This is a genomic window from Azospirillum sp. UENF 112521, from assembly GCF_058780665.1.
In genome coordinates, this window is sequence record NZ_JBSNCI010000002.1 from 2747199 (window position 1) to 2769352 (window position 22154).

Genomic DNA, 22154 nt, shown 5'->3' on the forward strand with positions numbered 1-22154 from the left:
GACCCGTCATGAGCCTCGCCGTCGCCTTCCAGATGGACCCCATCGAGTCGATCAACATCGACACCGACTCCAGCTTCATGATGGCGCTGGAGGCGCAGAAGCGTGGCCATCGCCTGTACCACTACCACCCGCGCGACCTGATCCTGACCGGCAACCGCCTGACCGCCCGCGTGCGCGAAATGACGGTGGTGCGCCAGCGCGGCGCCCACTACACGCTGGGCGAGCCGGTTATGACCGACCTGTCGACGATGGACGTCATCCTGCTGCGGCAGGACCCGCCCTTCGACATGGCCTACATCACCTCCACCCACCTGCTGGAGCATGTGCAGCCCAAGGTTCTGGTCGTCAACGACCCGGCCGAGGTCCGCAATGCGCCGGAAAAGCTGTTCATCACCAAATTCCCCGACCTGATGCCGCCGACGCTGATCACCAGCGACAAGCAGGCCATCCTGGACTTCCGGGCCGAGCACAAGGACATCATCGTCAAGCCGCTGTTCGGCAACGGCGGCGCCGGCGTCTTCCACCTGAAGCCGGACGACGAGAATCTCGGCTCCCTGCTGGAGATGTTCACCCAGCTCTACCGCGAGCCGGTGATTGTCCAGCGCTACCTTCCGGAAATCCGCCAGGGCGACAAGCGCATCATCCTGGTCGACGGCGAGCCGGCTGGTGCTGTCAGCCGCATGCCGCTGGAGGGCGAGGCCCGCGCCAATTTCCATGCCGGCGGCAGCGCCAAAAAGACCGAGCTGACCGCGCGCGAGCGCGAGATGTGCGACGCCATCGGCCCGGTGCTGCGCGAGAAGGGTCTGGTCTTCGTCGGCATCGATGTGATCGGCGACTACATGACCGAGATCAACGTCACCTCCCCCACCGGCATCCAGGAGATCAACCGCCTGAACGGCGTGCAGTTGGAAGCCCTGCTGTGGGATGCCATCGAGCGCCGCCGCGCGGCAAAATAAGGACTGCGGCGCGCGGGGAAGTAAGGATAGGGCGCCACCGGGTCGAACGGGCGGGCTGGGCCGTGGGACCGGTCAGCCCGTCCGCTTGAACCGGGCGAAGGCGTCGCGGATTTGCCGGGCCAGTTCCGCCGCCGCCAGCGAGGGCGTGCGGACCGGCCGATGCAGCGTGACGGCGAAGGACGGCAGGTCGGGAAGACCGCTGTCCGCCGGCAGGATTTCCAAGTCGGGCGGCACGGTGAAGGCCAGCCAGGCCGAGACCGCGAGATCCATCCGCACGGTGGCGAAGGTGGCGTCCAGCCCGCCATTCTCGAACATGCTGCGCCAATCCCGCCCCTGTCGGCGCAGCGCCGCCATCACCGCCGGCCGGAAGACGCAGGTTTCCACCACCAGCGACAATGGCAGCGGGGTCGCGGCATAAGCATTGCCGCCGCGCGCACCGACCCAGACCAGACGGTCGATCAGCAGATGCTCGCCCTGCGCCGCCTCCACCGGCTCCTCGACCAGCGCAAGGTCGAGATCGCCATCGCCGATGCGGCCCGCCAGTTCGGGGGACGATCCGCAGATCAGCGTCAGCTCGACCTTCGGAAAGGCAGCGGTGAAACTCCGCAGCATTGGGGCGATGCAGGGAGCGACAAGGTCGTAGGGAACACCGATCCGCACCGGCCCGTCGATGGCGCCGCCGGTGATGTCTGCCCAAATCTCGTCGTTCAGCGCCAGCAACCGCCGGGATTTCCCCAGCAAACGCTCCCCCAATGCGGTCGGGCGCAATCCGCCGCGGTCACGGATGAACAGGGGGCCGCCGGCCAGCGCTTCAAGCCGGGCAATCTGCTGGCTGACCGCCCCCTGCGTCAGGTTCAGGTTCTGGGCTGCCGCCGTCATGCTGGCGTGGTCTGCGACCACGGCAAAGCTGCGCAGCAGGGTCGTGTCGAGATTCCTGGGCATGACGGCATTATGAACAATAATGATCTCCATCTCCACTATTAGTTACCAAAGAGATCGGTTGAACGCTATTCCGGTTCATCCGCACCACGACCGGAGATGACGTTCCGATGATCCCTGCCCTCAACATCGACGCCGCACTCGACGCCCTGACCGATCACTGGTCGCCCAAAGTGATCGCGCGGGTGAACGACCAGTATGTGAAGGTTGCCAAGTTGAAGGGCGAGTTCGTCTGGCACCGCCACGATGATGAGGATGAACTCTTCCAAGTCATCCGCGGCCGGCTGCGCATCCAGTTCGAGGATGGCAACGAGACGCTGCTGTCACCGGGCGAACTGTGCGTGATCCCACGTGGAGTGATGCACAATCCGGTCGCCGACGAGGAATGCTGTATTCTGCTGATCGAAACGGTGACGACGAAGCACACCGGCGATGTCGAGACGCCGATGACCCGCACCATCGCCCAACAGCTGGCCTGAAAGCGGGCCCGACGGCGTGCTTGGCTGCGGCGCGCCGTGCCTTGACCGGCGGACTTCGGGGGGCGATAACTGCCGCCTCCCAGAGTTTTCGAGCGAGACCACCCGTGAACCGCATTTTCTCCGGCATGCAGCCGACCCGGCAGCTTCACCTCGGCAACTATCTGGGGGCGCTGCGCAACTGGGTGGATCTGCAGAACAGCTACGAGTGCATCTTCTGCGTCGTCGACCTGCACGCGCTGACCATCGACCAGGACCCGGAGGTTCTGCGCAACAACATCCGCGAGGTCGCCGCGGCCTACATCGCCGCCGGCATCGACCCGGACAAGAACATCCTGTTCAACCAGTCGGTGGTGTCCGGCCATGCCGAGCTGGGCTGGATCCTGTCCTGCCACACGCCGCTGGGCTGGCTGAACCGCATGACGCAGTTCAAGGAAAAGGCCGGCAAGCAGAAGGACATGGCCAACCTCGGCCTCTATGCCTACCCGACGCTGATGGCCGCCGACATCCTGCTGTACAAGGCCACCCATGTGCCGGTGGGCGAGGACCAGAAGCAGCATCTGGAACTGGCGCGCGACATCGCCGGCGCCTTCAACCGCCGCTATGAGACCGAATACTTCCCGCTGCCCGAGCCACAGATCCTGGGCGAGGCGACGCGGGTGATGAGCCTGCGCGACGGCAAGAAGAAGATGTCGAAGTCGGACGAGTCCGAATATTCGCGCATCAACATGACCGACGATGCCGACACCATCGCGCAGAAGATCCGCAAGGCGAAGACCGATCCGGAACCGCTGCCGGAAACCGTGACCGAGCTGGAGGCCCGTCCGGAGGCCGACAACCTCGTCACCATCTATGGTGCGCTGGCCGGCCAGTCACGCGAGCAGGTTCTGGCCCAGTTCGCCGGGTCCCAGTTCTCCGACTTCAAGAAGTCGCTGGTCGACCTGTCGGTGGACAAGCTGGCGCCGATCACCACCCGCATGAAGGAGCTGCTGGCCGACAAGGCTGAGATCGACCGGCTGCTGAAGAAGGGCGGCGAGCGCGCCGCCGCGATTGCGGAAAAGAACCTGAACGACGTGAAGGACATCATCGGCCTGCTGCGGCCGTAAGGATAGCCTGCCCGTGACGGCCCCCATCCTGATCACCGGCTTCGCACCGTTCGGGACGATCCCGGACGGCGAAGCGGATCCTTCAGCCGCCGACCATCCCCCCACCGACCATCCCTGGACGGCCGATCCGACCGCCCTGCTGATGGAGCGGCTGGCGGGAGAACCGGGGGTCGTCACCGCCACCCTGCCCCCCCTGTATGACACCTGCGGCGAGGCCTTCGCCGCGCTGCTGGCGGAACACCGGCCACTGGCTGCGCTCGGCTTCGCCTATCTGGACTCCAGCGATTACATCCGGCTGGAACGGCTGGCCTGGAACCGCGACGAAAGCCAGCTGCCGGACGCAGCCGGCACGGTGCGGGACCATGCCGACATCGTGCCCGACGGGCCGACCGCCTATGGCAGCACCCTGCCGGTGCCGCGGGTGATGCGGGAATTGTCGATGGCCGGCCTGCCGGTGACCTTCGGCGATTTCTCCGGCGGCTTCCTCGGCAACCATCTGTTCTACCGGGCGCGCCATATCATCGAGAGCGCCGGCCTGGACGTGCCCTACGGCTTCTTCCACATGCCACCGCTGCCGGAGCGCGCGGCGGTGCTGCGCCGTTTCGGCGGTCTGAGCCTGGATCGGCAGGAACTGGCGGCCCGCACATTGGTCGGCATGCTGCGCCGGGCGCTGGACGGGATCGCGTAGGTAAGGATCAGGCCGTCCTGGCGGGACGGCGCTGCTCGGGCGGGTTCACGATGGCGCGCAGCGCGTCCAGGAACTCACGGCCCTTGTCGGTCAGGGTGACGATCTTGCGGCGGCGTTCGCGCGGATCTTCCTGCGCCTGCACCAGATCGAGGCCGGCCTTGCCGAAGCTGTGCCAGCGGCTGAGCGCCGCGACGTTGCGCGACGCGGAGGATTGGGCGATGCCCAGGCGTTCCGCCAGTTCGCCGATTGAGATGCCTTCGCTCTGCGCGATGGTCATGAAACTCAGCGCATACTGGATGGGCAGGTCGGGGTCGAGCTTGCGGAACGCCTCAAGCACCTGGACGACGGTAAGGACCTCGTCATGACGAACGCGGGCCGGCATTCAGCAGGTCTCCGCGACGCCGCGCGCTATGCAGCGCGGGAGGGTGGTCCCCAACGGGCCGGTGTGTAGATGATGTTCAGGCGTCCAAGCCATAGGATGACTTCCCCGTTTTCACGCCTCAGGTCGAAGGACCCGGCCGGCGATGCCCAGCGGGCGTGTTCAACGAAGAGACGGTGACCGCAAAAACCCAGAAAGACACACATGGGATCCTCTCGATATCCGGAATTCACGTTCGAAGGCTGCGGGAAGAAGGCGGGCCGGCTGGGCTTGAGTGGCGGCCATATGGGCGGCCCAATTGGCGGCGATGATGGCCGGGTCGCCCGATCGGCGAGTCCAGGCAGTGGCTACGATGGCTTTCATCGAAACTCTCCAGGGGTTGAGTGATGCCGGCGTGAGAGACCGGCGGATCCGGTATCGCCGGTCAGCGATACGGTTGCAAGGTCAAAAATGTCCGCGCGTCCGATAGGTTCCGATCGCGGATGTGAAAAGGCGGAAGACGGCAGGCGAGTGGAGGCTCTTCGCCGTCTCCGACGTCGCCGTCCGTCAATCCGATGTCGCGCCGCAAATGGTCGCACAATCGGCCCGGTCCCGAGGATAGCCCGGAATCGAGCCAACGGCTCCGCAACGCCGTCCACAAGGTCGGCATGATCTGCTCCTGTAATCGAGAGACACCGACAGTCGGGACTCTGTGACGAAATAATTCCGTGAGCGGATGTATTCCGTCAACCGGTTCCTCTTGAGATGACCGTTCGTTTGCAAATGGCGTGACCTTCACCGCACGTCTGTTGCAAATCGGCACCGCTTTTCCGCCGTTTCGCCATCCGCCAGGATGAGGCCGGGCATCTCTGGACAAGCGGAGGTCGGTCGGTCAAACACAAAGCCGGCGGCAAAAGCCGTCTGCGGTACTCCTCTCACCGGTCTCCTATCCATCAGTTCCGGGTCGCCCGTCCGTGTCCATCCTCCCCTCTTCCGCATGGCCGACAGCGGTGCGTTCCGCCCGTAAGCTGCTGGCGGTTGCAGCCGTGGCGGCGGGCGTGCTGTGGAGCCTGCCTGCGGCGGCGGAGGCGCGTTTCACCCCCGGCCCCTGCTGGTTCACCGTGCCGGACGGCGAAGCGGCCCTGTGCGGAACGGTCGCGGTGCCGGAGCGGCGGGACCGTCCCAACAGCCGCAGCCTGCGCCTGCCGGTCGCCGTCCTGCTCAGCACCGCCCGCCAGCCGGCCCCCGATCCCGTGCTGTTCCTGGAGGGTGGCCCCGGCGCCTCCCCCTTCGGCAGCGGCGAGGCGACGGAGGAGCGGATGGAGGTGTGGTGGGAACTGTCGGCCCCGTTCCGCCGCACCCGCAACCTGATCCTGTTCGATCCGCGCGGCGTTGGCCGGGCGGAACCCGACACCGATTGCCCGGAGCTGGACGCCGTCGGCACCAGCCGCGGCACCCGGCCGCTGACGCGCGAGCAGCGCGCGGCGGCGGAACGCTCCGCGGTCAGCGCCTGTTCCGCTCGGCTGCAGGCGGCCGGGCTGGATGCCACCCAATTCTCCACCCCCGTCGCGGCGGAGGATGCGCTGGACATCGTCACCGCGCTGGGCGCCCAGCGCGTCAACCTGTTCGCGGTGTCCTACGGCACGCGGGTCGGGCTGGAGATCCTGCGGCGGCAGGGCGTCCGTGTCCGCACCGCCGTCTTCGACAGCGTTTATCCGCCCGACGTCAACGCGCAGGAGGAGATGGCTTGGCTGGCGCAACGCTCCTATCGCCGGCTGTTCGACGACTGCGCCGCCAACCGGGCCTGCCGCTCCGCCTTTCCCGATCTGGAAAAGCGCTTCCTCGGCCTGATCGACCGGCTCGACCGCAACCCGGTCGAGATCGTCGTCGGCGATCATGAGACGCGCCGCATCCTGCGGCTGACCGGCGGGGCGGCCATTGCCGCCGGGCTGGAGGCGATGGCGGTCAGCGAGGCCGTGCCGGCTCTGCCGATCATGCTCGACCGCGCCATCCGCGGCCAATACGCCACGCTGGCCGAATGGGCGCCGACCAACTGGCTGGGCGACCCGGAGGTCGCCGACGGGCTGGCCTTCTCGGTCGAATGCCGTGAGTCGGTGACCACCGCCGATCCGTTGAAGCGCGCCGACAACGCCCGCCGTTATGCCCCCTACGGGCTGGTCGCCGCCGACGACCCCGGCCAGCGCGTTTGCCGCCTGTGGCCAGCCGGCCATCAGGAGTTGACCGAGCGCCTGCCGGTCGCCAGCCCGGTGCCGGTGCTGCTGCTGTCGGGGGCCTACGATCCCGTCACCCCGCCGGACTGGGGCGACCGCGCCGCCGCCACCCTGCCGAAGAGCCGCCATCTGGTCTTCCGCGCCGCCAGCCACATCGTGACCTCCGGCGAGGACTGCGCCATGGCCTCCGCCGTGACCTTCGTCGAGCAGGAGTCGGTTCCGGCAACCGTCTGTCCGGGCGCGGCCAAGCCGCCGGTGTTCGAAGGACCATGAACCGCAGGAGAACAACTCCCCGATGCCCTTTCCACCCCATGAACGCGCCGTGCTGCTGGCGGTCAAAGGCGTCGGGCCGACTGTGATCGGCAGGCTCGAACAGGTCGGCATCCATGATCTGGCGGCGCTGGCCGGTGCGGACGCCGCGGCCCTGTGCACGGCAATCGCCGGAGAACTGGGCGCGAGCTGCTGGAAGAACAGCCCGCAGGCACGCGGCGCCATCGCGGCAGCGATCCGTGCCGCGCAACAGCATGGGGCGGCGACCGCCGCAGACTGATGCCGGTGGTCGTCCTGCGCGCCCTGTTCACCGTCTCGTTCACCGCCCCGGCGCGATCCGCCGGTAGCTCAGCGCCTCCGCGATGTGGCGGCGCCTGACCCCCTCGGCCCCGTCCAGATCGGCCAGCGTCCGCCCGACCCGCATCACCCGATGATAGCCGCGGGCTGACAGCTTCAGCCGCTCCGCCGCCTCGGTCAGCAGGGCGCGGCCGGGGGCGTCGGGGGAGGCCACCTTTTCCAGCAGTTCGCCGTCGGCCTCGGCGTTGGTCCGCACCGCCCGGCCGGCCGGGTAAGGACCGAAACCGCCGTAGCGCTCCGCCTGGATGGCGCGGGCGACGGCGACACGGGCAGCGATGGCGGCGCTGCCCTCCGCCGGGGGCGGCAGGCTGAGGTCGGCGGGGCTGACCGCCGGGACATCGATGTGCAGGTCTATGCGGTCGAACAGCGGGCCGCTGATCTTCGACTGATAGTCGGCGGCACATTTCGGCGCGCGGGCGCAGGCGAGCGAGGCGTCGTCGAGATGGCCGCAGCGGCAGGGGTTCATCGCCGCCACCAGTTGGACGCGCGCCGGGTAGGTCACATGGTGGTTGGCGCGGCTGACCACCGCCTTGCCGGTCTCCAGCGGTTGACGCAACGCCTCCAGCAGCGCGCGGGGGAACTCGGGCAATTCGTCGAGGAACAGAACGCCCTGGTGCGCCAGGGAGATCTCGCCCGGCTTCGCCCGCGTGCCGCCACCGACCAGCGCCGGCAGGCTGGCCGACTGGTGCGGCGCGCGATAGGGGCGCTGGCGCAGCAGACGACCGTCCTCCAGCAGACCGCCGACGCTGTGGATCATCGACACCTCCAGCGCCTCCGCCGGGTCGAGCGGTGGCAGCAGGCCGGGCAGCCGGGCGGCCAGCATCGATTTGCCGGAACCGGGCGGGCCGATCATCAGCAGGTTGTGCGAGCCGGCGGCGGCGACCTCCAGCGCACGCTTGGCCGTTTCGTTGCCCTTCACGTCGCGCAGGTCGGGCGGCGGTGCGTCCTGCTCCTGCATCCGCGGCTTGGGCGGGGTCAGCACCTGGGTGCCCTTGAAATGGTTGATCAGCGCCAGCAGGTTGGCCGGCGCCAGCACGTCGAGGTCGGGACCGGCCCAGGCCGCCTCGCCGCCGCAAGCCGCCGGGCAGATCAGGCCGCGCTCGTTGGCCAGCGCGTCGATGGCGGCCGGCAGCACACCCGCCACCGGGGTCAGGGCGCCGTCCAGCGCCAGCTCGCCCAGCGCCACATAACGGGCGATCTCCGCATCCGGCAGCACCCCCATCACCGTCAGCAGGCCGAGCGCGATGGGGAGGTCGAAATGGCTTCCTTCTTTCAGCACGTCGGCGGGGGCGAGGTTGACGGTGATGCGCTTGGCCGGCAGCGCCAGTCCCAGAGCGTGCAGCGCGGCGCGCACCCGCTCCCGGCTTTCGCCCACCGCCTTGTCGGGAAGTCCGACGACGGTGAAGGCGACGATTCCGCCGGACATCTGGACCTGGACGTCGATCCCCAGAACCTCGATGCCCTGGAACGCCACCGTGTTGACGCGCGCAACCACCACCGCACCCCGAAACAGACGCCCGACAGGGCATGTTGCACGCGATTGTAGTCTTCCCACCAGCTATGCGCCAGCGCGGGATGAAAATCACCTCGCCACCGGCCCCATCATATCCGCCCGGCGCAGGGAGCGGTTGTCCCGGCCCTCCGGCCGCCTAACATGAGGGCAAACACATGTCCGGCTGCATTGCCGGCACGCATCGTCGAAAAGGATCAGCCACCGTGCAGCTTCACCTGAGCACCTGGGCCGAGGTCGAGACCTATCTGAAGACCTCCAAGGGCATCATCATGCCGATCGGCTCGACCGAGCAGCATGGGCCGAACGGGCTGGTCGGCACCGACGCCATCTGTGCCGAGGTCGTCGCGAAGGGCGTCGGCGACGCCACCGGCGCGCTGGTCGGCCCGACCATCCCGGTCGGCATGGCCGTCCACCACATGGAATTCCCCGGCTCGATGACGCTGAAGCCGTCCACCCTGATCGCGCTGCTGCGCGACTATGTCGGCTCGCTGGCCGAACACGGGTTCGAGCGCTTCTTCTTCGTCAACGGCCATGGCGGCAACATCGCCACGCTGCGCGCCGCCTTCTACGAGATCTATGCGGAGAACCGGGCGCTGCGCGGCCGCGACGCGCCGGACCTGCGCTGCACCCTGGTGAACTGGTGGGAGAATGGCGAGGTCGGCCGCCTGTCGCGCGAGCTGTACCAGGGCAAGGAGGGCTCGCACGCCACCCCCAGCGAGGTGTCGCTGACCCAGTACGCCTATCCCGACTCGATCAAGACCGCGGCGATGGAGCCGGAACAGGCGCCGGCCGGCGGCTTCCACGATGCCCGCGACTTCCGCCGCCGCTATCCCGACGGCCGCATCGGCTCCGCCCCCGGCCTCGCCCGTCCCGAACATGGCCAGCGCCTGTACGAAGCGGCAGTCGGCGCCATCGCCACCCAGTACCGCGCCTTCCTGGCGGAGCAGTAAGGGCGGTCACTCTCCTGCACGCCGCTCAGGTCCCAGTGGGGGGATGCCGGTGGGGCATCTTCGCCCCGCACGTTGATTCGGCGGTCGGACCTGCCTAAATTCGGACCGGTTGACGGAACCCGCGTTCCGCAACCGACCGGCCCGAACAGAGCACGACCGCCCCAGTCCATGATCAACGAGCTGAACCAGCGATCGCGCGAGATTTTCCGGCTGATCGTCGACGCCTATGTGGCGTCGGGCGAGCCGGTCGGCTCGCGCACGATCTCCAGGCGGCTTGGCATGGCCTTGTCGCCCGCGACCATCCGCAACGTGATGGCCGACCTGGAGGAGCAGGGGCTGCTCTACGCACCGCACACCTCCGCCGGCCGCATCCCGACCGATGCCGGCCTGCGCATGTTCGTCGACGGCCTGCTGGAGATCGGATCGCTGACCGAGGACGAGCGCGCCTCGATCGAAGCGAAATGCTCCGCCTCCGGCCGCGCCTTCGCCGACGTGCTGGGTGAGGCGTCGACCATGCTGTCCGGCCTGTCGCACTGCGCAGGCTTGGTGGTGGCGCCCAAGACCGACCGCCCGCTGAAGCACATCGAGTTCGTGTCGCTCGGCCCCGGCCGCGCCCTCGTCGTCCTGGTAAACGAGGATGGGCTGGTCGAGAACCGGGTGATCGAGGTTCCGATGGGGGTGCCGACCTCCACCCTGCAGACGGTGTCGAACTTCCTCAGCGCCAAGCTCGCCGGCCGCACGCTGGACGAGGCCCGGCAGGAGGTCCTGCAGGAGATCGAGCAGCAGAAGACGCAGTTGGACGAGCTGTCGCGCAAGGTGGTCGCCGCCGGTCTGGCCACCTGGGCCGGCAGCGGCGGGTCGAACGCCGGCCAGCTGATCGTCCGCGGCCAGTCCCGCCTGCTGGAGGACGTCACCGCGCTGTCGGATCTGGAGCGCGTGCGCGGCCTGTTCGAGGCGCTGGAGACCAAGGAGACGATGCTGCGCATGCTGGACGCCACCGGTCGCGGCGACGGCGTGCAGATCTTCATCGGGTCGGAGAACGTCCTGTTCAGCCACTCCGGCTGTACGATGATCATCTCCCCCTTCCAGAACAGCCGGGAACAGGTGATCGGCGCCATCGGCGTCATCGGCCCGACCCGCATCAATTACGCCCGCATCATTCCGCTGGTCGATTACACCGCCAAGGTGGTCAGCCGGCTGATCGGCTGAGCACCGCCCTCACCAACTCCGCCTTTTGACGAAGCAAGAATTGAGAAGACCATGAGCGAAGAGCAGAACAAGCCCGCCGACGCCACGGTGGAGCCGACCGAGGCCACCGCCGACACCACCGCCAACCAGACGGACACCGGTTCGCCTGAGGACCGCGTCGCCAAGCTGGAGGCCGAGGTCGCCAGCCTGAAGGACCAGCTTCTGCGCGCCATGGCGGAGACGGAGAACACCCGTCGCCGTGCCCAGCGCGACCGTGAGGACGCCAGCAAGTTCGCCGTGTCGAGCTTCGCCAAGGAGCTGGTGTCGGTCGCCGACAATTTGCGCCGCGCGCTCGACGCCGTGCCGGCCGAGGGCCGCGAGCAGGACGATGTGCTGAAGGGCCTCGCCGTCGGCGTCGAGGCGACCGAGCGCCAACTGTTCGCCGCCTTCGACCGCGCCGGCATCAAGAAGCTGGACCCGGCCGGCGAGCCGTTCGACCCGAACTTCCATCAGGTGATGTTCGAGATCGAGAACACCGGCAAGACGGCCGGCACCGTCGTGCAGGTCCTGCAGCCCGGCTACACCATCCACGGCCGCCTGCTGCGCGAGGCGATGGTCGGTGTCGCCAAGGGCGGTGACGCCGGCGGCCAGCACGTCGATACGAAGGCGTAACCGTACAACCTCTGCAAAGCCCCCGGTTCAGCGGCTCCGCCGACGGGCCGGGGGCTTCGTGCCGTGCGGAATAGGGTACGCCAGCGGTTGACGGTCGGCGGGAAATTGCCTAGGCCTTTCCCTTATTCCTTTCGGCCGAGCAACCGGAGCCGCGTTCCATGCCCAAGAGCGTCCTGACCGTCGACGATTCCAAGACCATCCGCGACATGGTCGGGTTCACGCTGAAAGGCGCCGGCTATGAGGTGGCGGAGGCGTCGGACGGCACTGCCGGCCTTGCCCTGGTCAACCAGCGCAAGTTCGACTGCATCATCACCGATTTGAACATGCCGGGCCTGGACGGGCTGGCGCTGACCCGCGCCATCCGCGGCTCGGCACTCAACCGCGCCACCCCGGTCCTGCTGCTGACCACAGAGGCCGATCCGGCCAAGAAGTCCGCCGGCCGCGAAGCCGGCGCCACCGGCTGGCTGGTGAAGCCCTTCAACCCGGAAAAGCTGGTGGAGACGGTGCGGAAGGTCTGTCCGTAAGGACCGGTCTTCCCCGTCAACGGGCAATCAGGAACTCCCCGTCAGGATCATGCGCGGCGAAGCGCTGTTGGGCCTTGCCGCGGTCGGCGACGGCATAGCAGTAGACGCAGCCGTGCGGGCAGCTGTCATAGTCGCCGATGTCGCGGCTTTCGGCGCACAGGCAGCCGGGCCGGTTGCCCTTCTCCCGCGCGGCGATCGCATGGCCCGCGACATCGGACAGCCGCAGCCCATCGACGCAGCGGGCCGGCGCCGTGCCGGGCGTGCCGTCCAGGTCCGGCTGGGTGCAGAGCGTCAGCGCCATCCCCTCCCCCGCCGCGATCCCGGCCAGGTCCGCCAGCAGCGCGCGCTTCTCCTCCGCCTCCGGATCGCGCCAGCCGATGCCGGCGGCGGCGAGGTTGCGGGCGGTCTTGCGATAGGGCTGGAGGAAGGAGGCCACCACCTCGTCGGTCACCCCGCGCAGCGAGCGGGCGATGGCGGCGAAGGTCTCGCGGTGCCAAGCGGGCGGCGTGGCCTCGGTCAGGGCGATGGGGTCGTAGCGCCAGACCGCGGCGCGCGGGCCCCAGCGTTCGCGCACCCGCAGCATATGGCCGACCGCGGTCTCCCAGGCGGGGACCGAGCGCTCCAGCACGGTCGGCAGGCCGGTGACGCTGTACTGCACGACGAAGGGAAAGCCCCGCTCCGCCACGCTGTCGAGTGCCGGCAGGAACGGTCCCAGATTCTTGGTCCAGAAGATGAAGCCGTCGACCGCCGGACGGGTGAGGTCGATGCGGTAGGTCTGGCCGCCATAGGGGTTGACCATCCGGCAGTAACCGGCGTCGAGGCGGTTCAGGAACCAGCGCCCGTAGAAGGCGGGAATGTCGGTCTTGTAGCTGGCGGAGATGATCATGCAGCCAGCATGGGAATGCCGGCCCGCCGCTTCAAGGGCGGACCGGCATGACCAAATCCTTACTGGACCGCGCGGACTTCGACCACTTCGGGGATGTAGTGGCGCAGCATGTTCTCGATGCCGTGCTTCAGCGTGGCGGTGGAGCTGGGGCAGCCGGAACAGGCCCCCTTCATCGCCAGATAGACGACGCCGCGCTCGAAACCCTGGAAGGTGATGTCGCCGCCGTCCTGGGCGACCGACGGGCGGACGCGGGTGTCCAGCAGCTCCTTGATCTGCTCGACGATCTCCTCGTCGTCGGCATTCGCCGCCGCGGCATGGCCGTCGCCGCCGTCCTCCAGCAGGACCGGGCGGTCGGCGGTGAAATGCTCCATGATCACGCCGAGGATCGACGGCTTCAGCAGGAACCAGTCGCGGGCGTCGGTCTTGGTGATGGTGATGAAGTCGGCACCCAGGAAGACGCCGACGACGCCCTCGATCTCGAACAGGCGCTGGGCGAGCGGCGACCGGGCGGCATCCTCGCGGCCGGTGAAGTCGGCGGTGCCGCGTCCGAGCACGTCACGCCCCGGCAGGAACTTGAGAGTCGCCGGGTTGGGCGTCTGCTCGGTCTGAATGAACATGGTCTGGTCCTCCATCGGCGGCGGAATGGAACCGCCGGCGCGCCCGGGATCGGGACGCGGTACGATTGGGGGAAATCTGGGCCGAAACGCCGGGCGGATCAAGGACCCCGGTTGTGTGGGTATTCGGCATCCGGCATGCGCGGACCGTTCCCGCCGCACCTATCCTTACCTGCGTCGCCATCCTTACCTGCCTTGCCCCCGCTTTACGTGATCGCGTCCAGCTCCTCGTTGCTGAGACCGCCGGGGACGATGGTCAGCGGGATGTGCAGCCGCCCCAGCCCGCGGCCGGTGTAGTAGGAGATCAGCGGGCCGGGCCCCTCCGGGTCGGTGCCGGCGGCCAACACCAGGATGGAGATGCTCGGCTCCTCGCCGATCAGGGCCAGCACCTCCTCGGTGCGGTTGCCTTCGCGGACATAGAGCGCCGGCAGGGTGCCGGTCAGCTGGTTGACCTCGCGCGCCAGCTTCTGGAGCATCTGCTCCGCCTCGGCGCGCTGTTCCTCGCGGATCAGGTTCTCCACCGCCAGCCAGTGCTGCATCTCGCCCTTTTCCAGCACGGTCAGCAGCGCCACCTTGCCGCCCGACTTGCGGGCGCGCAGGCAGGCATAGCGGAGCGCCACCTTCAGCTCCGGGCTGTCGTCGACCACCACCAGGAAGATGCGCACCGGCTTGGGGGGCTGCTGTTCCGGCGTGGCGGACTGCGTCGTGTCGGTCATCTCTGTCAACCCTCTCGGCTTAGACCCGGCGGAATGCGGCGCCGGCCGCCCAGCCGGCCGCGATGGCGCCGAGGACGGCGGCCACCCCGTAGACGACCGGGCGGTTGCGCGCGAAGTCCGACACTTCGGCGCTGAACCCGATCTTGGACACCACCAGCGGCGTGGTCTGGGCGCTGACCACCTCGCCGTCGCGTATCAGCAGGGCTTCGACATTGTACAGCCCGGTCGGGACATTGGCCGGGAAATAGATGTTGGTGCGGAACAGCCGCTCGCCCAGGAAGGCGACCTGCCCCATGGAGATGGCGTAGAGCCCCTGGCGCTGCTTGTTGCGGATCAGCGCGCTGCGGTAGGCGGCAAGCTCCTCCGGCGGCAGGGTGGATTCCGCCGGCAGTTGCAGCTGCGGCAGGCCAAGCTGGTGGCGCTCCAGCGCCGGGCGGCCGACCAGCTGGTCGAGCGGCCGGCTGACCGCCACCGTGTAGAAGCTGGGCACCTGGTCGAAGCGCAGGCTGTCGGTGTTCATCCACATGCCGGCCACCCGCTGCTTGCGGCGGACGGTGGCGGGGGAGCGCGGGCCGGTGACGACGATGGCGACGTCGCCCGCCCCGTCGGTGGTGCCGAACAGCACGACCTCCGTGCCGGTGAAGCCGGTGGTGATGGCGATCAGATGGCTCGACAGGTCGGCGACCAGCTGCTGCGCCCACACCGTCGCCGCCACCGTGCCGCCCAGCAGCAGCCCGGCCAGCGCCGCGGCGGCCTGGACCAGACGGCGCTTGGTAAGGATACGCAGCCCCGCCATCAGCGCAGCCCCATGGTCAGGGTGTAGAGGTCGTCGGGACGGGAGAACAGGTCCCAGGCCAGCTTCAGCGCCACCGCCACCACGATCATCGACAGCGCCATCCGGGCGGTCTCGCCGCGCAGCCGGGTGCCGGCCCGGGTGCCGAACTGCGCGCCGATCACGCCGCCGATCAGCAGCAGGAGCGCCAGCATGGCGTCCACCGTCTGGTTGGTGGCGGCCTGGAGCAGGGTGGCCGCCGCGGTGGTGAAGATGATCTGGAACAGCGAGGTGCCGGCGACCAGGCCGGCCGGCATGTTCAGCAGATAGATCATCGCCGGCACCAGCAGGAAGCCGCCGCCGATGCCCATGATCGCCACCAGCATGCCGCCGACCGCCCCGATCCCCGCCGGCAGCAGGGCGGAGATGTAGAGCTTGGAGCGCTGGAAGCGCATCTTGAAGGGCAGGCCGTGCAGCCAGATGTGGCGGTGCAGCTTGCCGCGCTTGGCCGTCGGTGCCCGGCGGCGCAGGATGGCGCGGCTGCTTTCCACCAGCATCATGCCGCCGATGGTGCCGAGGAAGAAGACGTAGGACAGGGTGATGGCGATGTCGATCTGGCCCAGCCGCTGGAGGATGCCGAAGATCCACACCCCCACCGCGGTGCCGACCACGCCGCCGCCCAGCATCACCACGCCCAGCTTCACGTCGACATTGCCGCGCCGCCAGTGGGCGAGCACGCCCGACACGCTGGCGGCGACCAGCTGGTTGGCCTGGGTGCCGACGGCGATTGCCGGGGGAACGCCGATGAAGATCAGCAGCGGCGTCATCAGGAAGCCGCCGCCGACGCCGAACATTCCCGACAGGAAGCCGACCAGCCAGCCCATGCCGAGCACCAGCAGCGCGTTGACCGACATCTCGGCAATCGGCAGGTAGACTTGCATGGAGGAGCAATCTGTCAGGATGGGCGGCGGGATCGGCAGCTTACCCGAGCCGGTGCCGTGGCGGAAGACCGCAGCGCCGCCCTTTCGGGGGGATCGCTTCCGGTGACGGGGCCGGCGGGAGGGGTGGAACGGCGTGGAACGGTTTCCGGCCGATGTTCCATCCTGTCCGCCTCACAGACGGTCGAAGGCGGCCTTGCCGCGGCGTTCCAGCGCCGAGCCGAGGGTGGGGTAGGGATCGTCGGGGTTGAGGGTGTAGGGATAGACGCCCTTCGGCCCCGGCGCTTCCGGGCGGGCGAGGATGGCGGCGACGGCGCGCGGATCGGGCGGGGTGCGTTCGCGGAAGGCGCCGGGGATGCTGTCGTCGTCGAGGTCGGGGACGATCCCGGCGAAGGGGTCGGCCGCAGGCTCGGCAGACGGGTCTTCCGACGGCTGAGATTTTTGCGGCTGATGCGCCGGCCGTTGCGCCGGCTGGTCGGCCAGCCCGTCGAGGATGCCGAGCCGGTCGGCCAGCCAGCGCACCGTCGACGGATCGCCGGAGGAGACCAGCCGTTCGATCTGCTCGACGACCAGACTGCGCAGCGAGGACAGGCGGAGGTCGGCCTCGCGTCTCAGCGCCTGCCGCTCCCACCACACCCTGTGACGGAAATCCTTGGAGCCGTAATAGGCCCGCCAGAGGGTCGTCCGGCTGCATCCCATGGCGCGGGCGACATAGAGGAAGCTGCTGCCGCGGGCCAGCATGCCGGCGGCCATGATCCATTGCTCCTCATGGAACTGCGAACCGGGGACCAGCGAACCGTCCGACGGCACCGGCGGCTCTTCCGCCCACACCGGAAAACGGTCGTTTGCGAGGGTACGGCTGTCGAGGGGCATGGCGTGGCTCCGCGAATGAGGGGGCAGTGCGGAGAGAGTATAGGAATTATTTCTTTATTCGGTGGGCTTTTGCAAAAACCGGAAACCGGACGGGGGGTCAGGGCACCGCCGCGTGGAAGAAGACCTGATAGCCGCCCTTCTGCGGGAAGATATGCTCCGCCTCGCGCCGGGCGGACGACATGTCCAGCGCATGCACCACGACCCGGTTGCCGTAGCGCCAGGCCGGGTTCACCGGCTTGCCGGCAGCGCGGGCGGCGGCGGCGACGACGGTGTCGAACTGCGCCTCCGCCTTGAAGCTGCGCCGGTTGCCGCCGGGGGTGCCGAGGACGTGCAGGAAGACCGGCGGTTCCTTGTCCAGTGTGTCGATCTGGCGCTGGAGATGGCTGACCCGCAGTTCGGCGGCGGTCAGACGCCCCCTCGCCTCCTCCAGCCGGTAGGCCATGTCGGCCAGCGCCTCCGTCTCGGCGCGCTCGCGCTCCTTCAGCGGCCGCACCGACTGGCGCAGCCGGTCGAGCCCGGCCACCCGTTCCCAGCTGCGCCGGATGCCGACCCAGCACAGATGGCACAGCATGGCGAGCGCCGCCACCAGCGGCACCGCCGAGTCGAGGATCGTCCGCACCACATCCATCGCCACCCCCGCCCCTTCAAACCCCGCCCCTTAAAGCGGCATCGCCGCCGGCGCCTGCCCTGGCACGCCGGTTGCTGACGTCCAGGCAGCCGGGCATGCAGCAAGGAGCGTGCCGACGGGAGCGGAGGAGGAGGAGCATGCAGACGCCGCTGCTGCTGGTGCTGGAAATGGTCATCATGATGGCCTGCCTCAGCTGGGGCACCGTGTCGATCCTGCGGATCGGCTACCGGATTGCGTCGGTGCAGCGCCGCCGGTCGCAGCTGCATCATGGACGGACGGAGCTGGCCCACACCACCGACTCCCTGCGGCGCGACCTGCGCCGGCAGGAAACCGAACTGCGCCAGCTGGAGGACGCGATCGCCGTGCGCAACGCCCAGGCGGCGGACTTGCAGAGCCAGTTGAACGATTTGCGCCGCCAGGGTCCGCGGGAATACACGCTGATGACCGAGCGTTTCGGCGAGAAGGACCGGCTGTGGCTGCTGACCGTCCCGCGGCCCGACCGGCCGGAGCGCTGGGCGGTGGCCGCCCCCGACAGCGGAACGGCGCTGGCGCTGCTGTGCGCCCGGGTCACCGTGCCGGAGCGGCCGGTGGTGGACGACCAATTGAACTGAGCCGGCTGAACTGACGAAAACCGGACCGGAATGAGAACCGGCCGCAGTTGCAAAATGCAGTGCGGCCGGCAACGTTGTCGCGATCTGACAGGCAAATCGCAGGTCAGAGGATGCCCTTGGCGGCGACCAGTTCGCGCAGGTTCACCTCCGGCCGGGCGCCGACATGGCCGATGATCTCCGCCGCGGCGACGGCGCCCAGACGGCCGCAGACCGCCGGGGACAGGCCGCGGGTGTGGCCGAACAGGAAGCCGGCGGCATAGAGGTCGCCGGCCCCGGTGGTGTCGACCACCCGCTCCACCGGCTCGGCCGCCACCTCGACCACCTCGCCGGCCGAGACGATGACGGCGCCCTTCTCGCTGCGGGTCAGCGCCGCCGTCTTGCCCAGCCGCTTCACCGCCGCCAGCGCGTCCTCGAAGCTGTCGGTGCCGTAGAGGGCGCCGATCTCATGCTCGTTGGCGAACAGGATGTCGACATGGCGTTCCACCAGATCGACGAACTCGGCATGGTGGCGGTGGACGCAGAAGCTGTCGGACAGCGACAGCGACACCTTGCGGCCGGCGGCGTGCGCGATCTCCGCCGCCTTGCGGAAGGCTTCCTTGGCGCGGGGCGGATCCCACAGATAGCCTTCCAGATAGGTCACCTGCGAGGCGGCGATCAGCGTCTCGTCGATGTCCTCCGGCCCCAGTTCGACGCAGGCGCCGAGATAGGTGTTCATCGAGCGCTGGGCGTCCGGCGTGACCAGGATCAGGCAGCGGGCGGTCGGCGCCCCGCCCAGCAGCGGCGCGCTGTCGAAGGCGACGCCCGAGGCGCGGATGTCGTGGCGGAACACGTCGCCCAGCTGGTCCTTGGCCACCTTGCCGATATAGGCGCCGCGCCCGCCCAGCATGGCGATGCCCGCCATGGTGTTGCCGGCGGAACCGCCGGAAACCTCGACGCCCGGCCCCATGCGGCCATACAGCTCCTCCGCCCGGGCGGCGTCGATCAGCGTCATCGCCCCCTTTTCGATGGTGTTGGCGGCGAGGAAGGCGTCGTCGGCGTGGGCGATCACGTCCACGATGGCGTTGCCGATGCCGGTGACGTCGTAGGCGGCATCCTGGACGGACGTGGTCATGGGCTCTCCTGGGAGATCTTGCGGTCGGTGCGAAGTTGCGGCGCGAGTATAGCCGCCGCCGCCCGCATCACAAGCGCGGCTCGGGCAGGCACTCCCGATGCTCCGCGGCCGTGCCGCCGTCCCCGTCGCTTGCATGATGAAAGTGACCGTGCGACAGTCGCCGCCATGCGACGCACCCGCCTGAGCGACGTTCCCTGCCCCATCGCCCGCGGCCTCGACGAGGTCGGGGAATGGTGGTCGCTGCTGATCCTGCGCGACGCGATGTTCGGCCTGACCCGCTTCGACGAGTTCCAGCGCAGCATCGGGCTTGCCACCAACATGCTGACCCGCCGCCTCCAGGCTCTGGTGGAGGCCGGGCTGCTGGAGAAGCGGCCCTACCAGGACCGCCCGCTGCGCCATGGCTATCACCTGACCGGCAAGGGACGGGATTTCCTGCCGGTGCTGATCGCCATGGCCGGCTGGGGCAGCCGCTGGCTGGCGTCCGGCGGGGCGTTCCGGATTGTCGACAGGGACACCGGACGGACGGTCGAGCCGGTGCTGATCGACAGGACGACAGGCGAAGCGATCCGGCCGGAGCGGCTGCGCCCGGACTTCACGATCCCTGCAAAGACGACATGGTCAAAGGACGAAACCGAATGAGACGAGTCGTGGTCACCGGATTGGGCGCGGTCACGCCGCTCGGGGCCGGGGTGTCGGCGAGCTGGCGCGCCGTGCTGGACGGCCGCAGCGGCATCCGCGCGGTAAGGGGAGTCGATGCCGGCGGGATCGATGTCGCCGACCTGCCCTGCCGCATCGCCGGACAGGTGCCGGACAGCGGGGATGCCGCCTTCGACGCCCCCTTCGATGCCGACGCGGTGGTGCCGCCCAAGGACCAGCGCAAGATGGACCGCTTCATCCTGCTGGCGCTGGCCGCCGCGGAGGAGGCGGTGGCCGATGCCGGCTGGCGCCCGGCCGACGCGGAGGCGCAGGAGCGCACCGGCGTGATGATCGGCTCCGGCATCGGCGGCCTGCCGGCCCTGGCCGACGCGGCGCTGACCCTGCACGCGAAGGGGCCGCGCCGCATCTCGCCCTTCTTCGTGCCGTCGACCCTCATCAACCTCGCCTCGGGCCATGTCTCGATCCGCTACGGCTTCCGCGGGCCGAACCATGCCGCGGTGACCGCCTGCGCGACCGGGGCGCATGCCATCGGCGACGCCGCCCGGCTGATCGCCATGGACGATGCCGACGTCATGCTGGCCGGCGGCAGCGAGGCGACGATCTGCCGTCTCGCCATCGCCGGCTTCTGCGCCGCCCGCGCCATGTCCAGCGGCTTCAACGACGACCCGGCCCGCGCGTCGCGCCCGTGGGACCGCGAGCGCGACGGCTTCGTCATGGGCGAAGGGGCCGGGGTGCTGGTGCTGGAGGAACTGGAGCACGCCAAGCGGCGCGGGGCGACGATCTATGCCGAGGTCACCGGCTATGGCCTGTCGGGCGACGCCTACCACATCACCTCGCCGGCGGAGGACGGCAACGGCGCCTTCCGCGCCATGCGCGCCGCGCTGAAGCGGGCCGGGCTGGCGCCGGACGCCATCGACTACGTCAACGCCCACGCCACCTCCACCCCGGCCGGCGACCCGGTGGAGATCGCGGCGGTCAAGCGCCTGTTCGGCCCGGCGGCGGCGAACCTCTCGATGTCCTCGACCAAATCGGCGACCGGCCATCTGCTGGGCGCGGCGGGCGCGGTGGAGGCGATCTTCGCCATCCTGGCCCTGCGCGACCAGGTCGCCCCGCCCACCCTGAACCTGGAGGCGCCGTCGGAGGGCTGCGACCTCGACCTCGTGCCGCTGCGGCCGAAGGAGCGGCGCATCCGCCATGTCCTGTCGAACAGCTTCGGCTTCGGCGGGACCAACGCCGCGCTGGTGTTCAGCCCCGCGCCGTAACGGGAGAGCGGCACAGGCGGCACGGGGGGACTGGAACCCGGCCGCCGGCCACCGTAGATATGCGGGCGGCGGCCCTGCTCCGAAGCCCTGCTCCGACGCCCTGCCCCGCCGCCATTCCCCGCCGCCTTACGGACCGCCGATGATCCGCGCCCTCGTGCTTGCCTTCGCCCAGCTGTCCGACCCGCGCGTGCGCCGGGTGGTGTGGATCGGGGTGTTCGTCTCGCTGCTCGCCTATGCCCTGCTGGCCGCCGGCGCCTCATTGGCGCTGTCGGCGACGCCGCTGACCGGCTATGGCTGGATCGACGCCACCATCGACGTCATGGGCGGGCTGGGGGTGCTGGTGCTGGCGTGGCTGCTGTTCCCGGCCACGGTCGGCACGGTGTCGAGCTTCTTCCTCGACGAGGTGGTGGAGCGGGTCGAGGCGCGGCACTACCCCGGCCTGCCCGCCCCGCGCCAGGCCGGCTGGCTGGAGGAGCTGGCGACGGCGCTGCGCTTCCTGCTGCTGGTGCTGGCGGTCAATCTGCTGGCGCTGCCGGTCTACATCTTCGCGCCCGGCCTGAACCTGATCGTCTTCTACACCATCAACGGCTATCTGCTGGGCCGGGAGTATTTCGAGATGGTGGCGCACCGGCGGATGGACCGCGCCGCCGCCCGGGCGATGCGCCGTGCCAGACCGCTGAAACCTTTTTTGGCCGGGGTCGTCATTGCCTTCCTTTCGACAATCCCCTTCGCCAATTTGCTGGTCCCCGTCGTGGCGAGCGCCTTCATGGTTCATGTCCTACAGTCCATGTCGGCGCCCCTTGCGGCGGGCCGGACGACCGTGATACGCCGCTAGGCGGCACGGCCGCACACCGTCGC

At 69.1% G+C, this 22154-nt stretch carries 25 protein-coding genes; 14 read left to right on the forward strand and 11 right to left on the reverse strand.

The features are described from left to right. Positions 1 to 8: 8 nt before the first annotated feature. Positions 9 to 956 (forward strand): glutathione synthase, encoded by a 948-nt coding sequence (gene gshB, locus ACWPN8_RS15415; RefSeq protein WP_109096900.1) that lies wholly within the window; start codon positions 9 to 11, stop codon positions 954 to 956. Between the two features lie 72 nt (positions 957 to 1028). Here gshB and ACWPN8_RS15420 read toward each other — a convergent pair whose 3' ends face one another. After that, positions 1029 to 1898 (reverse strand): LysR family transcriptional regulator, encoded by an 870-nt coding sequence (locus tag ACWPN8_RS15420; protein ID WP_109096899.1) that lies wholly within the window; start codon positions 1896 to 1898, stop codon positions 1029 to 1031. Between the two features lie 107 nt (positions 1899 to 2005). Between ACWPN8_RS15420 and ACWPN8_RS15425 the strand changes: the two genes are divergently transcribed. The 3 genes from ACWPN8_RS15425 (at position 2006) to ACWPN8_RS15435 (ending at position 4165) form a co-directional block, all read left to right on the forward strand. Further along, complete coding sequence (locus ACWPN8_RS15425) at positions 2006 to 2374, forward strand: cupin domain-containing protein (protein ID WP_492241310.1); 369 nt, start codon at positions 2006 to 2008, stop codon at positions 2372 to 2374. Between the two features lie 104 nt (positions 2375 to 2478). Further along, positions 2479 to 3477, forward strand: a complete 999-nt coding sequence (trpS, locus tag ACWPN8_RS15430) for a tryptophan--tRNA ligase (protein ID WP_109096897.1) — start codon at positions 2479 to 2481, stop codon at positions 3475 to 3477. A 13-nt stretch (positions 3478 to 3490) separates the two neighbouring features. After that, positions 3491 to 4165 (forward strand): pyroglutamyl-peptidase I, encoded by a 675-nt coding sequence (locus tag ACWPN8_RS15435; protein ID WP_492241311.1) that lies wholly within the window; start codon positions 3491 to 3493, stop codon positions 4163 to 4165. Positions 4166 to 4172: 7 nt separating this feature from the next. Here the strand turns inward: ACWPN8_RS15435 and ACWPN8_RS15440 are convergent, their stop codons facing one another. Then, positions 4173 to 4547, reverse strand: coding sequence for a MarR family winged helix-turn-helix transcriptional regulator (locus ACWPN8_RS15440; RefSeq protein WP_085090502.1), 375 nt, complete (start codon positions 4545 to 4547; stop codon positions 4173 to 4175). 986 nt (positions 4548 to 5533) lie between these two features. Between ACWPN8_RS15440 and ACWPN8_RS15445 the strand changes: the two genes are divergently transcribed. Together ACWPN8_RS15445 and ACWPN8_RS15450 are read left to right on the forward strand one after the other, a co-directional pair. Further along, positions 5534 to 7027, forward strand: coding sequence for an alpha/beta fold hydrolase (locus tag ACWPN8_RS15445; protein WP_492241312.1), 1494 nt, complete (start codon positions 5534 to 5536; stop codon positions 7025 to 7027). Positions 7028 to 7049: 22 nt separating this feature from the next. Beyond that, positions 7050 to 7304 (forward strand): hypothetical protein, encoded by a 255-nt coding sequence (locus ACWPN8_RS15450; protein ID WP_492241313.1) that lies wholly within the window; start codon positions 7050 to 7052, stop codon positions 7302 to 7304. A gap of 39 nt (positions 7305 to 7343) precedes the next feature. On the opposite strand, the gene ACWPN8_RS15455 is transcribed toward ACWPN8_RS15450, so the two are convergent. Further along, on the reverse strand, positions 7344 to 8876 hold the full coding sequence (locus ACWPN8_RS15455) for a YifB family Mg chelatase-like AAA ATPase (protein ID WP_492241314.1): 1533 nt from the start codon (positions 8874 to 8876) through the stop codon (positions 7344 to 7346). A 221-nt stretch (positions 8877 to 9097) separates the two neighbouring features. On the opposite strand from ACWPN8_RS15455, the gene ACWPN8_RS15460 reads away from it, so the two are divergent. From ACWPN8_RS15460 to ACWPN8_RS15475, 4 genes are all read left to right on the forward strand, one after another. Beyond that, positions 9098 to 9844: a creatininase family protein gene (locus ACWPN8_RS15460; protein WP_109096893.1), complete on the forward strand. Its 747-nt coding sequence runs from the start codon at positions 9098 to 9100 to the stop codon at positions 9842 to 9844. Between the two features lie 168 nt (positions 9845 to 10012). Continuing rightward, complete coding sequence (hrcA, locus tag ACWPN8_RS15465) at positions 10013 to 11053, forward strand: heat-inducible transcriptional repressor HrcA (protein ID WP_492241315.1); 1041 nt, start codon at positions 10013 to 10015, stop codon at positions 11051 to 11053. A 51-nt stretch (positions 11054 to 11104) separates the two neighbouring features. Beyond that, positions 11105 to 11704, forward strand: a complete 600-nt coding sequence (grpE, locus tag ACWPN8_RS15470; protein WP_492241316.1) for a nucleotide exchange factor GrpE — start codon at positions 11105 to 11107, stop codon at positions 11702 to 11704. A 158-nt stretch (positions 11705 to 11862) separates the two neighbouring features. After that, complete coding sequence (locus tag ACWPN8_RS15475; protein ID WP_109096891.1) at positions 11863 to 12228, forward strand: response regulator; 366 nt, start codon at positions 11863 to 11865, stop codon at positions 12226 to 12228. A 16-nt stretch (positions 12229 to 12244) separates the two neighbouring features. On the opposite strand, the gene ACWPN8_RS15480 is transcribed toward ACWPN8_RS15475, so the two are convergent. The 7 genes from ACWPN8_RS15480 to ACWPN8_RS15510 form a co-directional block, all read right to left on the reverse strand. Further along, a complete protein-coding gene (locus tag ACWPN8_RS15480) occupies positions 12245 to 13114 on the reverse strand; it encodes a DUF1848 domain-containing protein (RefSeq protein ID WP_492241317.1) in 870 nt (289 codons plus the stop codon). Positions 13115 to 13173: 59 nt separating this feature from the next. Then, on the reverse strand, positions 13174 to 13731 hold the full coding sequence (locus tag ACWPN8_RS15485; RefSeq protein WP_098740951.1) for a NifU family protein: 558 nt from the start codon (positions 13729 to 13731) through the stop codon (positions 13174 to 13176). A gap of 203 nt (positions 13732 to 13934) precedes the next feature. Then, the gene (locus tag ACWPN8_RS15490) at positions 13935 to 14444 is read right to left on the reverse strand and encodes a universal stress protein (RefSeq protein ID WP_109096889.1); all 510 of its coding nucleotides are present in this window, start codon (positions 14442 to 14444) and stop codon (positions 13935 to 13937) included. A 19-nt stretch (positions 14445 to 14463) separates the two neighbouring features. Further along, the gene (locus ACWPN8_RS15495) at positions 14464 to 15240 is read right to left on the reverse strand and encodes a TIGR02186 family protein (RefSeq protein ID WP_492241318.1); all 777 of its coding nucleotides are present in this window, start codon (positions 15238 to 15240) and stop codon (positions 14464 to 14466) included. Beyond that, positions 15240 to 16157: a sulfite exporter TauE/SafE family protein gene (locus tag ACWPN8_RS15500; RefSeq protein ID WP_109096887.1), complete on the reverse strand. Its 918-nt coding sequence runs from the start codon at positions 16155 to 16157 to the stop codon at positions 15240 to 15242. Before ACWPN8_RS15500 ends, ACWPN8_RS15495 begins: the two co-directional genes overlap by 1 nt. 171 nt (positions 16158 to 16328) lie before the next feature. Continuing rightward, positions 16329 to 17027, reverse strand: coding sequence for a hypothetical protein (locus tag ACWPN8_RS15505; RefSeq protein WP_492241319.1), 699 nt, complete (start codon positions 17025 to 17027; stop codon positions 16329 to 16331). Between the two features lie 97 nt (positions 17028 to 17124). Further along, on the reverse strand, positions 17125 to 17655 hold the full coding sequence (locus tag ACWPN8_RS15510; RefSeq protein WP_109096087.1) for a hypothetical protein: 531 nt from the start codon (positions 17653 to 17655) through the stop codon (positions 17125 to 17127). Positions 17656 to 17792: 137 nt separating this feature from the next. Here ACWPN8_RS15510 and ACWPN8_RS15515 point away from each other — a divergent pair, with 137 nt between their 5' ends. Continuing rightward, the gene (locus tag ACWPN8_RS15515; RefSeq protein ID WP_109096086.1) at positions 17793 to 18266 is read left to right on the forward strand and encodes a hypothetical protein; all 474 of its coding nucleotides are present in this window, start codon (positions 17793 to 17795) and stop codon (positions 18264 to 18266) included. Positions 18267 to 18369: 103 nt separating this feature from the next. Here the strand turns inward: ACWPN8_RS15515 and ACWPN8_RS15520 are convergent, their stop codons facing one another. Next, positions 18370 to 19377, reverse strand: a complete 1008-nt coding sequence (locus ACWPN8_RS15520) for an adenosine kinase (RefSeq protein ID WP_109096085.1) — start codon at positions 19375 to 19377, stop codon at positions 18370 to 18372. Between the two features lie 165 nt (positions 19378 to 19542). Between ACWPN8_RS15520 and ACWPN8_RS15525 the strand changes: the two genes are divergently transcribed. The 3 genes from ACWPN8_RS15525 to ACWPN8_RS15535 all read left to right on the forward strand — a co-directional run bounded on the left by ACWPN8_RS15525 (position 19543) and on the right by ACWPN8_RS15535 (position 22131). Further along, positions 19543 to 20016, forward strand: coding sequence for a winged helix-turn-helix transcriptional regulator (locus tag ACWPN8_RS15525; RefSeq protein ID WP_109096084.1), 474 nt, complete (start codon positions 19543 to 19545; stop codon positions 20014 to 20016). After that, entirely contained in the window at positions 20013 to 21296 is a 1284-nt protein-coding gene (gene fabF / locus ACWPN8_RS15530; protein WP_492241321.1) for a beta-ketoacyl-ACP synthase II, read from the forward strand. Before ACWPN8_RS15525 ends, fabF begins: the two co-directional genes overlap by 4 nt. Before the next feature lie 139 nt (positions 21297 to 21435). Continuing rightward, positions 21436 to 22131 carry an EI24 domain-containing protein gene (locus ACWPN8_RS15535; RefSeq protein ID WP_109096082.1) on the forward strand — a complete coding sequence of 232 codons (696 nt, stop codon included), beginning with the start codon at positions 21436 to 21438 and terminating at the stop codon, positions 22129 to 22131. Positions 22132 to 22154: the final 23 nt, after the last annotated feature.

Excerpts from the sequence above, each read along its gene's own strand:
- gshB (WP_109096900.1), top strand. The coding sequence starts at position 9 with ATGAGCCTCGCCGTCGCCTTCCAGATGGACCCCATCGAGTCGATCAAC.
- ACWPN8_RS15420 (WP_109096899.1), bottom strand. The coding sequence starts at position 1,898 with ATGCCCAGGAATCTCGACACGACCCTGCTGCGCAGCTTTGCCGTGGTC.
- ACWPN8_RS15425 (WP_492241310.1), top strand. The coding sequence starts at position 2,006 with ATGATCCCTGCCCTCAACATCGACGCCGCACTCGACGCCCTGACCGAT.
- ACWPN8_RS15440 (WP_085090502.1), bottom strand. The coding sequence starts at position 4,547 with ATGCCGGCCCGCGTTCGTCATGACGAGGTCCTTACCGTCGTCCAGGTG.
- ACWPN8_RS15450 (WP_492241313.1), top strand. The coding sequence starts at position 7,050 with ATGCCCTTTCCACCCCATGAACGCGCCGTGCTGCTGGCGGTCAAAGGC.
- hrcA (WP_492241315.1), top strand. The coding sequence starts at position 10,013 with ATGATCAACGAGCTGAACCAGCGATCGCGCGAGATTTTCCGGCTGATC.
- grpE (WP_492241316.1), top strand. The coding sequence starts at position 11,105 with ATGAGCGAAGAGCAGAACAAGCCCGCCGACGCCACGGTGGAGCCGACC.
- ACWPN8_RS15475 (WP_109096891.1), top strand. The coding sequence starts at position 11,863 with ATGCCCAAGAGCGTCCTGACCGTCGACGATTCCAAGACCATCCGCGAC.
- ACWPN8_RS15480 (WP_492241317.1), bottom strand. The coding sequence starts at position 13,114 with ATGATCATCTCCGCCAGCTACAAGACCGACATTCCCGCCTTCTACGGG.
- ACWPN8_RS15485 (WP_098740951.1), bottom strand. The coding sequence starts at position 13,731 with ATGTTCATTCAGACCGAGCAGACGCCCAACCCGGCGACTCTCAAGTTC.
- ACWPN8_RS15490 (WP_109096889.1), bottom strand. The coding sequence starts at position 14,444 with ATGACCGACACGACGCAGTCCGCCACGCCGGAACAGCAGCCCCCCAAG.
- ACWPN8_RS15495 (WP_492241318.1), bottom strand. The coding sequence starts at position 15,240 with ATGGCGGGGCTGCGTATCCTTACCAAGCGCCGTCTGGTCCAGGCCGCC.
- ACWPN8_RS15500 (WP_109096887.1), bottom strand. The coding sequence starts at position 16,157 with ATGCAAGTCTACCTGCCGATTGCCGAGATGTCGGTCAACGCGCTGCTG.
- ACWPN8_RS15505 (WP_492241319.1), bottom strand. The coding sequence starts at position 17,027 with ATGCCCCTCGACAGCCGTACCCTCGCAAACGACCGTTTTCCGGTGTGG.
- ACWPN8_RS15510 (WP_109096087.1), bottom strand. The coding sequence starts at position 17,655 with ATGGATGTGGTGCGGACGATCCTCGACTCGGCGGTGCCGCTGGTGGCG.
- ACWPN8_RS15515 (WP_109096086.1), top strand. The coding sequence starts at position 17,793 with ATGCAGACGCCGCTGCTGCTGGTGCTGGAAATGGTCATCATGATGGCC.
- ACWPN8_RS15520 (WP_109096085.1), bottom strand. The coding sequence starts at position 19,377 with ATGACCACGTCCGTCCAGGATGCCGCCTACGACGTCACCGGCATCGGC.
- ACWPN8_RS15525 (WP_109096084.1), top strand. The coding sequence starts at position 19,543 with ATGCGACGCACCCGCCTGAGCGACGTTCCCTGCCCCATCGCCCGCGGC.
- fabF (WP_492241321.1), top strand. The coding sequence starts at position 20,013 with ATGAGACGAGTCGTGGTCACCGGATTGGGCGCGGTCACGCCGCTCGGG.
- ACWPN8_RS15535 (WP_109096082.1), top strand. The coding sequence starts at position 21,436 with ATGATCCGCGCCCTCGTGCTTGCCTTCGCCCAGCTGTCCGACCCGCGC.